Here is a 9,821-nt window from a genome sequence, read left to right on the forward strand (position 1 = left end):
GGCCCGGGGGAGAGGGAACCCCTTTTTCAAAAAGGGGTTCCCTCTCCCCCGGTTCATCCTCCCGCTCTTCCCCTCCCTTGGAGGCACTATGCTGGGTGCGCTGGCGCGGTTGGTGAAGGTGGAGCATTCGGTCTTCGCCCTGCCGTTTGCGTATATCGGGCTTTTTGTGGCGGCGGGCGGCTGGCCGGGCTGGCGGGCGTTCGTGTTGTTGACGGTGGCCATGGTGGCGATGCGGTCCTTTGCCATGGCGGTGAACCGGCTGGCCGACGTGCGTTATGACCGGGTCAATCCGCGCACGAGCCGTCGGGAGCTGGTGACGGGCGAAGTGACGCTGCGCCAGGCCTGGATTTTCACGGCCGGTTGCGCGGTCGTCTTTGTCGGGGCTTGTGCGGGGCTCAATGCGTTGTGTTTGGCCCTGGCTCCGGTGGCGCTGGTCTGGGGCGCGTTTTACAGCGTGACCAAGCGGTTCACCTGGCTGTGTCATTTCGTGTTGGGTTCGGTGCTGGGGCTGGCCCCGATGGCCGGGTGGCTGGCGGTGAAGCCGGAGTTTTCCCTGGCGCCGATTCTTTTCGGCCTGGGCGTGACCTGCTGGACGGCCGGATTCGACGTGCTTTACGCCTGCCAGGACGTGGATTTCGACCGGGAGCAGGGCTTGTGGGCCATGCCGGCCAGGTTTGGCGTGGGCACGTCGCTTAGGCTCGCGGCTTTTTCCCATGTCGACGCGGCGCTTTTCTTCCTCCTGGCCGGGTATGCGGCCGGGCTGTCCTGGATCTATTATGCGTCCTGGGCCGTGTGTTCGCTGGTGCTTTTGATCGAGCATCGGCTGTTGTCCGAGAACGACCTGTCGCGGATCAACGTGGCCTTTTTCACGCTCAACGGCATTATCGCCGTACTGCTCGGGGCAGGGACGCTGTTGGCGGTGTTTCTGGCCCGGTAGCGGGGGTATCCATGAAAGCGCTGGTGCTGTTCCTGGTCATTTTTTTCCTGCTCTGGGATCTGGGCTGGATGGCGGCGGGCGTGCATCAGATGTTGCCGTGGCGGTTGCGCCGGCTGCGCGAAGAAGCCCCTCCCGGGCCGCAGGTGCTCGACGTGCGCACCCCGGCCGAATTCGCGCTTTTTCATATTCCCGGCGCGGTGAACAGGCCCGATGCCCTGATCGCCGATCCGGCCGCCCTCGGCCTCGACCCGAAACGTCCGGTGGTGGTCGCCTGCATGACCGGCCATCGTTCGCCTTTTGTGACCAAGAAGCTGGCCGCCCGGGGCTATGACGCCACCAACCTTACCTGGGGCATGCTCGGCTGGAAACTCGCCGGCGGCAAATCCGTTTCCGGCGGCACGCGGTAGGACCCTCACCACACTCATGGCCCCCATCCTCTACCTTTTCCTGGCCGCGCTTGGCCTTTCGCTGGCGTTGACTCCCCTGGCCCGGTGGCTGGGGCGGCGCTTCCGCATCCTGGCCATGCCCCAGGCCCGCACCGTGCACACCACGCCCATGCCCCGAAGCGGCGGGCTGGCCCTGTTTCTTACCTTTTTCGGCTGTCTGGCCCTGGCCGGGACGCTGCTGCCGCCTTCCGTGACCGGCATCCTGTTCGATCGTCCCATGCTCTTCGTCTATGCCGGGGCGGTGTTGATTTTCGCGGTGGGGTTCGCCGACGACAAGTGGACGTTGCCGTCCAGGCTCAAGCTGGTGGCCCAGATCGTGGCCGCCTGCGTGGCCTGCTTCGGCGGGGCGCGCATCGCCAGCTTCGCCATCCCCGGGCATTTCATCATCCATTTCGAGTTGCTTTCCTACGCCGTCACGGTGTTCTGGTTCGTGCTGCTTATAAACGCCATCAATCTCATTGACGGACTGGACGGACTGGCGGCCGGGGTGGTCTTTTTCGCAAGCTCCGTGCAGGCGGTGCTGGCGATCATGCGGGGCGAGGCGCACACGGCCGCGATGTTCGCGGTCATGGCCGGGGCGACGCTCGGGTTTTTGCGCTACAACTTCAATCCGGCGAGCCTTTTTCTCGGCGACGGGGGCAGCTATTTCCTGGGCTACATGCTGGCGGCGCTTTCGGTTTCGGGCTCGGTCAAGAGCCAGGTCGGCGCGACGCTGCTCATGCCGCTTATTGCCCTGGGCGTGCCGCTGCTCGACACCATCACCGCGCCGCTGCGGCGTTTTCTGCGCGGCCGCGACATGTTCGAGCCGGACAAGCGCCATGTGCACCACAAGCTTCTCAGCCGCGGCTGGTCCCAGCGGAAGGTGGTGCTTTTTATCTACGCCATCACCATCTTTCTGGCCTTGACAGCCCTGGTGCTGGTCAATTTGCGCAACGCCCCGGCCGGGCTTTTCCTGCTGGTCGTCGGCGCGGCGCTGGTGCTTCTGGTGCGCAAGGCCGGGTTTTTCAGCTACTTCGCCGTGGACAAGATCCTCGGCTGGCTGCGCGATGTCTCCGACGACACGGGCATCGCCCGGGAGCGGCGCACGTTTCTCAACCACCAGATCGAGATTTCCCAGGCCCCCGATATCCCGTCTCTTTGGGCGCGCATAACCGCCGCCCTGGAACTCTTGCGCTTCGACATGGCCGAGATGGTCCTTTCCGAGCACGGAACCGGCACCTGCCGCCTGCTGCCCACGCCGCCGGGGAGTTCCCCCGCCGCCGATGCCGGCCCGGATGCGGCCTTTCGCTGGCGTCGCGAGGGGAGTGAAAAGTCGGACCGGGAGCTGCTCTGTTCGCCGGCGGTCATGAAGCTCGAGCTGCCGCTTCTGGGCAAGGACGGGCATACCCTTGGGGCCTTGTGGCTGGTCAAGGACCTGGGCCAGGACCCGATAAACGAATTCACGCTGCGCCGGGTGGAGAACCTGCGCCGCACGGTGACCGCCACCCTGGAAACGCTGGCCGCGTCATGAGGGTGCTGCAGGTCGGGAAGTTCTACCCGCCCGATCCCGGCGGCGTGGAAACGGCCACGCGGCAGGTCGTGGAACAGCTCGCGGCCCTGGGCATGGAACCGGGTGTGCTGTGTTTCGCCGGCGAGGGTCCTTACGACGATCTCGGGCTGCCCTGGCCGGTCTGGCGCGCGCCCGCGATCGGCTCCATCGCCAGCCAGCCCCTGTCCATCGCCTACGTGCGCCGGCTTGCCGCCCTGGCCCCGCATTTCGACGCGCTCCAGGTCCACCTGCCCAATCCCCTGGCCGCCCTGGCCGTGTTCCTGGCCCGGCCCAAGGCGAAGGTCGTCCTGCACTGGCACAGCGACGTCATCGGCAAGGGAACGCTCACCCGCCTGGTCGCGCCGCTCGAAGGCTGGCTGTGCCGCTGGGCCGATCTGGTCATCGGCCCGACCCCGGTGCACCTTGCCGCCTCCAACCGGGCGGCGGTTATCGCCCCCAAGGGCGCGGTGGTCCCTTTTTGCGTGGACCCGTCCATGCCGTCGCCCGCCGCCGCCGATGCCGGCCGGGTCGCGGCCCTGCGGCAACGTTTCGGCGGGCGCAGGATCGTTTTTTCCCTGGGCCGGCTCGTGCCCTACAAAGGCTTCGACGTGCTCATCGAGGCGGCCAAGGCGCTTCCCGGCGACGTCCGGGTCGTCATCGGCGGCGGCGGGCCGCAGGCCGAAAGCCTGGCCGCGCAGATCGAGCGGGAAAACCTTGGCGCCAAGGTCTTTCTGGCCGGTCGCATCCCCGACGCCGCCATGTCCGACTGGCTGGCCGCCTGCGACGTCTTCTGCCTGCCGTCCGTGACCCGGGCCGAAATGTTCGGCATCGTCCAGCTGGAGGCCATGGCCTTCGGCAAGCCGGTCGTCTCCACGGACATCCCCGGTTCCGGCGTGCCCTGGGTCAACCGCCAGGGCGAAACCGGCCTTGTCGTGCCGCCGGGCGACGCCGTCAAACTGGCCGAAGCCCTGTCCGCGGTCCTTGCCGACGCCGCCCTGGCCGAGCGCCTGGGGCGGGGCGGACGCGACGCCGTGGCCGGCCGCTTCTCGCCAAAGGCGGTGCGCCGCGCCCTGGCCGAGGCCTACGCCCGGTTGTAGAAAGAACCGGTCTTCCTTTACAGCCGCCCATAACCCCGGCTATACCCAAAAAAACCGTAAAGGAGTGCGCCATGTCCGATCAGAAGTGCGGCTGCCCGTGCAGCGCGTTTTCCTCCATGACCTGGGCCGCTTCGGCCCTCGGGTTGCTCTACGTGATCTTCATGTTCTTCGAGGCCACCACCATCCGCTGGTGGATCATGCTGCCGCTGGCCCTTATCAGCTTCATCCTCTTCAACATCCAGCGCGGCCAGACCTCCGGTACGGAGAAAACCCTGTGCGCCTGGGGCTACTGGATCGTCCTCATTGCCTTCATCATCCACGACATGTGCCTCTCCGGCCAACTCGTGGCCGCCTACCAGCGCCTGACCGCCGCCGGCATTCCGCTGCATGGCTAAGCCCCTCGCCCTGACCTTGCGCCGCATCTCGTCCCTGGCCACCCAGTCCGAACACGACCGGTTCGTCGTGGCGGATGCGGCGCTTCTGGCCCAAAAAGCCCGCGACGCCGCCGCCAATCCCCGCAAACGCGAGATTCACTGCTTTCACGCCAATAATGCGGCCAAACTGCACCGCATGATAAACGCCCTCCAGCCCGGCACCTACGTGCGGCCGCACCGGCACCTCGATCCGCCGAAAGACGAGGCCTTCGTGCTGCTCACCGGCAAGATGGGCTTTATCTGCTTCAAGGACGACGGCAGCTTCGACCGCGAAGACTGCGCCATCCTCGACCGCGACCAGGGAACCTACGCCCTGGACGCGCCCGCCGGCGGCTGGCACGCCATCCTGGCCCTGGTCCCGGACACCACCCTCTTCGAAGTCAAACCCGGCCCCTACAGCCCCGTCTCGGACAAGGATTTCGCCCCCTTTGCGCCGGCCGACACCGATCCCGACGCCCTGGCGTATTTCCAGGCCACCGAAGACCGCTTTCGCATGCTCATGGGGCTTGCGGCCCGGGACTGGTAGCGAGCGGGGCTCTGCCCCGGCTTCTACGACTCCAACATCCCCACCAGTTCCCCGACGTTATCCGCCAGGTAATCCGGCTTATGCGCCGCCAGCTCCGCGCGGGGCACGCGACCGCTGGCCACGCCTGCTGTCAGGGTGCCGGCGGCCTTGCCGGTATCCAGATCCATGGGGTGGTCGCCGACCATGATCGACCGGTCCGGCGATGCGTCGAGGATGGCAAGCGCGTCGAGCAGGTGTCGGGGGTCGGGTTTGACGTGCCGGGCGTCGTCGCGGGCCAGGATGACGCCGACGTAGTTTTGGGCGTCGGGGAAGATGCGGCTGACGGCGGCGCGGCAGTTGCGGGTGATGATGCCGATTTTGACGCCCTTGCCGGCGAGGCGGGCGAGAGCGTGGCGGGTGTGGGGGAAGAGGGCGGCCCGAGCGGCGGCTTCGATTTCCTGGGCCATGATGGCTTGGGCGACCTGGGCCAGGAAGCGGTCGGAGGCTTCCGGGGCCTCGGGGCGGATGCGCGCGGCGAGCTTGGCGGCGTATTCCAGGGCCGGCAGGCCGTTTGGCGGCGGCACGTCGGCCAGGTAGGGACGGGCGGCGGCGGCGACGCGGGCCTTCATGGCGGCAAAGTCGAGGACCAGCTCGGCGAGGGTCCCGTCGAAATCGAAGATAACGGCATCGGGAAAGGCATTTTGGATGGGCGGCATGGCGGATGGGGCCTCGCCCCGCATTGCCGTGCGGGGCTGCTGTGGTTATGGTGAAGCAATTTTTAGATGCGGCGGGCCGGTCTGGCAAGCCGCCGAACCCTTTTGCCCGTTTTTTTGCCATGAGTGTAACCCACGACGTCATCATTGTCGGCGCTGGACCGGCCGGAGCCACGGCCGCCCAGGTCCTGGCGCAAAAGGGCGTGACGGTCCTTTTGCTGGATAAGGCGGAATTTCCCCGGGACAAACTGTGCGCCGGGCTTTTGACCTGGAAGGCGGTGGACGTGCTGGAGCGCGTCTATGGCGATACGGCCGAGGGGCTTTTGGCCTCGGGCGTGTTCGATTCCGCCTCGCCCGGCTATCGCATCCGTTTCCGGGAGCGCACCATCGCTTCCGGGGAGATGTTTTATCCGTTCCATTTCACCATGCGTCGGGTTTTCGACAAGCACCTGCTCGACCGGGCCGTGCGGGCGGGGGCGCAGGCGCGCCTCGGCGAGGCGGTGACCTTCGTCGATCCGGCGACGGGCGTGGTCCGGCTGGCCGGGGGCGAGGCGTTTCGCGCCAGGCACATCATCGGCGCGGACGGCGTGGCCAGTGTGGCGCGCCGGGCCTGTCCGTTCGACGCGGCGGCCTGGAAGCACGGCATGGGCGGGGCCATGGAGTTCTACCTGCCGTATGACGACCCGCGTCTGGCCGGCGCGGTGCACGAGGACCTGCGCGCGCCGTATCCCACGGTCTATGCCGGCTTTTTGCGGGCCGGGTATGGCTGGGTATTTCCGCACAAGGAGAAGCTCGCCATCGGCATCGGCGGCCACAGCCTGCTCCATGGCAAGGAATTCCGCAGCAAGTTCCGCGACTTTCTGGACTTCCTGGGCCTGCCCCGGGAGCTTGCCGACGCCTCCAGGGGGCATGGGCTCCCGTACGGCAATTATCTGGCCAAGCCCTGGTACGGCCGGGTGCTTTTGGCCGGCGACGCGGCCGGGCTGGTGGAGACGCTTTTCGGCGAAGGGATCTATTATGCGCTGCGAAGCGGCGAACTGGCCGGCGAGGCCGTGGCCGACGCCCTGACCCGGGGCGTGGCCCCGGCTGTCCCTTATGGCAAGGGGCTAAGGCGCGATATTTTGCCCGAGCTCGTCTGGTCGCGCAAACTGCGCCGGGTGCTCTACGCCAGCCAGTCCTGGGGGTTCCTGCCGCTCTTCTGCTTTGTCCGGGGCGGTGGGCGGCTGCTTGGCGAGATGGTGCACGGCGTGCGTTCCTACCGCTTCCTGTTGCGTCGGGCCAAAGGCCCGCAGGAGTCCGGATGCGCCGGGCGGTGACGGGCGCGAAGCGCTCCGGGATAGCGGCCATGGGCCGTCTGTTGCTCGTGGTGGCGCTTATGGCGCTTGCCGTCCTGGCCGGATGCGCCGGCACGGCGAAGAAGAAGCCCGCGCCCAGGCCCACGGGTTTTTCCTCGGCCGACGAGAAAAGCGTCCACGAGTTCATGGAGAAGTATCCGGCGGCCCTCATGCGGGGGGACGTCAGGGAGCTGATGCGCCTGTACACCGATGACGCCAAGGTCGTGCCGCTTTTGGGCGGGGTGATCCGCCCGATCCGGGCCGGGGAAATGAAAAAACGCCTGCCCGGGGTGGTGGCCGAGGAACGGCGGGTGGGGCTGCGCGTCGTCTTCCACGAACCCATGCACATCGAGGTCAAGGGGGAGCGGGCGTCGGTGCGGCTGGTGGCGTCGCTTGCCTGGAAGGACAAGGGCAAGGAGCACAAGGCGAAGCTGAACTGCTTTTTCGGGCTCGTGCAGGACGAGCACTACATCTGGCGCATCAAGGAGGCCCACGGCGAACCGGTCAGGCAGGACTTCGCCCTGCCGCTGCAAAAAAAGCCGCTGCCCCCCCGCGAGCCCAAGCCGGGCCGGCCCAGGACCAAGCCGATCATCATCAAGGGCGAGCCGGAAAAGGTGGTCAAACCCGCGCCGTCAAAAGCGCCGCCCGCCCCAGAAGGCACGGAACAAGAGGCCCCGCCGGCGCCAGCCCCAGACGTCGACAAAGGCCCGCAACCCCTTTTCTGAGCATGAAATCCCGGTAGTTGCGGTAATGTTCCGCCCCGGCCAGCCGTTCGGCCAGGGGCACGAGCAAGCCGGCCATTCCGCCGGTCGTCGCGGCCGTGTAGTCGACCAGGAGCAGGCTTCCGCCTGGGCGCGTGACCCGCGCCATCTCGCGGACCATGGCCAGCCGGTCGGGCTCGGCATTTTCGTGCAGGGCCAGGATGATGCAGGCCGCGTCGAAGGTCGCGTCGGCAAAGGCCAGCCGCCGGGCGTCCATGCGGGCGAAGGGGGCATTCTTTCCGGCCGCCTTTCGGGCCACGGCCAGCATGGCCGGCGAGGCGTCGACGCCAAGGGCGCGCAGTCCCGCCCGGCGCAGCGCCAGCGTTTGCCGGCCCGTGCCGCAACAGGCGTCCAGGACACGGCGCGCCCCGAGACGGGTGGCCGTGTCGCGCACCAGCCGGCGGATGGGATCGAGAAAAAGCGCCGTGGCCGGGTCGTAGCCCAGGGCCACGAGGCGGTAGGAGTCGTCGACGCTCAATGGTTGCGGCCGAATATCTCGGTCATGGCCCGAAGCCGGGCCGCCAGTCCTTCCTCGAACTGGTCCTCTTCCGCCCGCCAGCCCCAGTTGCCCTTGGCCACGGACGGCATGTTCATGCGCGCCCCCTCGCCGAGGTTGAGCAGGTCCTGCATGGGAATCACGGCCGTTGCCGCCGCGCTGCCCATGACCAGCCGGATAAGCTCCCAGGACGTCTGTTCCGGCGCAATTTCCCGGCCAAGATAGGCGTAAAGGGCGGAGAGCCCCTCGGGACCGGCCTCGCCGCTCCGGGCCCAGCCAAGCGTGGTGTTGTTGTCGTGGGTGCCGGTGTAGGCCACGCAGTTGCGCCCGTAGTTGTGGGGCGCGTCCCGGTTGGCGGCGATGCCCGGTCCGAAGGCGAATTGCAGGATCTTCATGCCGGGAAAGCCGAAGGCGGCCATCAGTTCGCGCACCTCGGCCGTGATGACCCCGAGGTCCTCGGCGATAAGCGGCAGCGACGGGAACCGGCGCAGCATGGCCTTGAAAAGTTCCATGCCCGGCGCCTTGACCCAGGTGCCACGCACGGCCGTCGCCTCGGCGGCCGGAATCTCCCAGTAGGCCTCGAAACCCCGGAAATGATCCAGCCGGATGATGTCGTAGACGTCGAGATTGTGGCGGATGCGGTGCATCCACCAGTTAAAGCCCGTGCGCTCGTGGGCCGGCCAGTCGTAGACCGGATTGCCCCAGCGCTGGCCCGTCTCGCTGAAATAATCCGGCGGCACCCCGGCCACGAAGACCGGCCGTTTGTCGTCCCCGAGCTTGAAAAGCTCCGGATTGGCCCAGACGTCGGCGCTGTCCTGGGTCACGTAGATGGGCATGTCGCCGATGACCTGGATGTCGTTCTCCAGAAGATGCCGGCGCAAGGCCCGCCACTGGGAAAAGGCCAGGTACTGCACGAAGCGCAGGTACTCGATCTCCTCGGCCTGCCCCTCCCGCACCGCCGCCAGCGCTTCGGCCCGGCGGTCGCGCAAGGCCGGCGGCCAGTCGGCCCAGCCCTGGCCGCCGCGTTCGCGCTTGATGGCCCGGAAAAGCGCGTAATCGTCGAGCCAATGGGCCGCGTCATGGCAAAAGACGGCAAACTCCGCATTCGCCGCCAGCCGTTCCCGGTTCGCGGCGAAAGCCCGGCGCAACAGCCCGTCCTTGTAGATCTCCGCGCCCTCGTAATCGGCCACGGACGGCTTGTGCTGCACATAGCCGGCCTCGATGTCGGCCGTCTCCAGCCAGCCGTCCGCCGCCATCTGCTCGGGACTGATCAGCAACGGATTCATGGCAAAGGCGGAATCGCTGCTGTACGGGGAATTGCCGATAAAGGTCGACGTGGGATTGAGCGGCAGGATCTGCCAATAGGACTGGGCCGCCTTGGCCAGAAACCGGGCGAAACGCCTGGCCCCGGGGCCGAAATCGCCAATGCCGAACCGCGACGGCAACGACGTGATGTGCATCAACACGCCACTGGCTCTGCGCTGCATGTGGACTCCTTTGCTGGGAGGAGGAGAGGATGGGGAGAGTGCGGGGGAGGGAACCCCTTTTTGCAAAAAGGGGTTCCCTCCCC

Annotated in this window: 11 protein-coding genes; 8 read left to right on the plus strand and 3 right to left on the minus strand. The window is 67.2% G+C overall.

Translation table 11 applies throughout. From position 1 onward, the window contains the following. Positions 1-88: 88 nt before the first annotated feature. The 6 genes from ACMZ6R_RS19020 to ACMZ6R_RS19045 all read left to right on the plus strand — a co-directional run bounded on the left by ACMZ6R_RS19020 (position 89) and on the right by ACMZ6R_RS19045 (position 4,968). The gene (locus tag ACMZ6R_RS19020) at positions 89-937 is read left to right on the plus strand and encodes a 4-hydroxybenzoate octaprenyltransferase (RefSeq protein ID WP_416114454.1); all 849 of its coding nucleotides are present in this window, start codon (positions 89-91) and stop codon (positions 935-937) included. An 11-nt stretch (positions 938-948) separates the two neighbouring features. After that, positions 949-1,344 (plus strand): rhodanese-like domain-containing protein, encoded by a 396-nt coding sequence (locus tag ACMZ6R_RS19025; RefSeq protein ID WP_416114456.1) that lies wholly within the window; start codon positions 949-951, stop codon positions 1,342-1,344. A gap of 16 nt (positions 1,345-1,360) precedes the next feature. After that, positions 1,361-2,893 (plus strand): MraY family glycosyltransferase, encoded by a 1,533-nt coding sequence (locus ACMZ6R_RS19030; protein WP_416114458.1) that lies wholly within the window; start codon positions 1,361-1,363, stop codon positions 2,891-2,893. Further along, positions 2,890-4,008, plus strand: a complete 1,119-nt coding sequence (locus ACMZ6R_RS19035; RefSeq protein ID WP_416114460.1) for a glycosyltransferase — start codon at positions 2,890-2,892, stop codon at positions 4,006-4,008. The genes ACMZ6R_RS19030 and ACMZ6R_RS19035 overlap by 4 nt, the downstream gene beginning before the upstream one ends. Before the next feature lie 71 nt (positions 4,009-4,079). Next, on the plus strand, positions 4,080-4,403 hold the full coding sequence (locus tag ACMZ6R_RS19040; RefSeq protein ID WP_416114462.1) for a hypothetical protein: 324 nt from the start codon (positions 4,080-4,082) through the stop codon (positions 4,401-4,403). After that, positions 4,396-4,968, plus strand: coding sequence for a WbuC family cupin fold metalloprotein (locus ACMZ6R_RS19045; RefSeq protein WP_416114464.1), 573 nt, complete (start codon positions 4,396-4,398; stop codon positions 4,966-4,968). The genes ACMZ6R_RS19040 and ACMZ6R_RS19045 overlap by 8 nt, the downstream gene beginning before the upstream one ends. A 23-nt stretch (positions 4,969-4,991) precedes the next feature. Here the strand turns inward: ACMZ6R_RS19045 and ACMZ6R_RS19050 are convergent, their stop codons facing one another. After that, complete coding sequence (locus tag ACMZ6R_RS19050) at positions 4,992-5,663, minus strand: HAD family hydrolase (protein WP_416114466.1); 672 nt, start codon at positions 5,661-5,663, stop codon at positions 4,992-4,994. Between the two features lie 119 nt (positions 5,664-5,782). Between ACMZ6R_RS19050 and ACMZ6R_RS19055 the strand changes: the two genes are divergently transcribed. Both ACMZ6R_RS19055 and ACMZ6R_RS19060 read left to right on the plus strand, forming a co-directional pair. After that, positions 5,783-6,976: an NAD(P)/FAD-dependent oxidoreductase gene (locus tag ACMZ6R_RS19055; RefSeq protein ID WP_416114468.1), complete on the plus strand. Its 1,194-nt coding sequence runs from the start codon at positions 5,783-5,785 to the stop codon at positions 6,974-6,976. A 29-nt stretch (positions 6,977-7,005) separates the two neighbouring features. After that, positions 7,006-7,719, plus strand: coding sequence for a YybH family protein (locus ACMZ6R_RS19060; RefSeq protein ID WP_416114470.1), 714 nt, complete (start codon positions 7,006-7,008; stop codon positions 7,717-7,719). Here ACMZ6R_RS19060 and ACMZ6R_RS19065 read toward each other — a convergent pair. Both ACMZ6R_RS19065 and malQ read right to left on the minus strand, forming a co-directional pair. Beyond that, positions 7,613-8,233, minus strand: coding sequence for a class I SAM-dependent methyltransferase (locus tag ACMZ6R_RS19065; RefSeq protein WP_416114472.1), 621 nt, complete (start codon positions 8,231-8,233; stop codon positions 7,613-7,615). The genes ACMZ6R_RS19060 and ACMZ6R_RS19065 overlap by 107 nt on opposite strands. Beyond that, positions 8,230-9,738 carry a 4-alpha-glucanotransferase gene (malQ, locus tag ACMZ6R_RS19070; RefSeq protein WP_416114474.1) on the minus strand — a complete coding sequence of 503 codons (1,509 nt, stop codon included), beginning with the start codon at positions 9,736-9,738 and terminating at the stop codon, positions 8,230-8,232. Before malQ ends, ACMZ6R_RS19065 begins: the two co-directional genes overlap by 4 nt. Between the last annotated feature and the right edge of the window lie 83 nt (positions 9,739-9,821).

The organism is Solidesulfovibrio sp. C21 (assembly GCF_047785625.1).
Taxonomy (GTDB): domain Bacteria; phylum Desulfobacterota; class Desulfovibrionia; order Desulfovibrionales; family Desulfovibrionaceae; genus Solidesulfovibrio.

Excerpts from the sequence above, each read along its gene's own strand:
- ACMZ6R_RS19030 (WP_416114458.1), top strand. The coding sequence starts at position 1,361 with ATGGCCCCCATCCTCTACCTTTTCCTGGCCGCGCTTGGCCTTTCGCTG.
- ACMZ6R_RS19020 (WP_416114454.1), top strand. The coding sequence starts at position 89 with ATGCTGGGTGCGCTGGCGCGGTTGGTGAAGGTGGAGCATTCGGTCTTC.
- ACMZ6R_RS19025 (WP_416114456.1), top strand. The coding sequence starts at position 949 with ATGAAAGCGCTGGTGCTGTTCCTGGTCATTTTTTTCCTGCTCTGGGAT.
- ACMZ6R_RS19055 (WP_416114468.1), top strand. The coding sequence starts at position 5,783 with ATGAGTGTAACCCACGACGTCATCATTGTCGGCGCTGGACCGGCCGGA.
- ACMZ6R_RS19040 (WP_416114462.1), top strand. The coding sequence starts at position 4,080 with ATGTCCGATCAGAAGTGCGGCTGCCCGTGCAGCGCGTTTTCCTCCATG.
- ACMZ6R_RS19035 (WP_416114460.1), top strand. The coding sequence starts at position 2,890 with ATGAGGGTGCTGCAGGTCGGGAAGTTCTACCCGCCCGATCCCGGCGGC.
- malQ (WP_416114474.1), bottom strand. The coding sequence starts at position 9,738 with ATGCAGCGCAGAGCCAGTGGCGTGTTGATGCACATCACGTCGTTGCCG.
- ACMZ6R_RS19045 (WP_416114464.1), top strand. The coding sequence starts at position 4,396 with ATGGCTAAGCCCCTCGCCCTGACCTTGCGCCGCATCTCGTCCCTGGCC.
- ACMZ6R_RS19050 (WP_416114466.1), bottom strand. The coding sequence starts at position 5,663 with ATGCCGCCCATCCAAAATGCCTTTCCCGATGCCGTTATCTTCGATTTC.
- ACMZ6R_RS19060 (WP_416114470.1), top strand. The coding sequence starts at position 7,006 with ATGGGCCGTCTGTTGCTCGTGGTGGCGCTTATGGCGCTTGCCGTCCTG.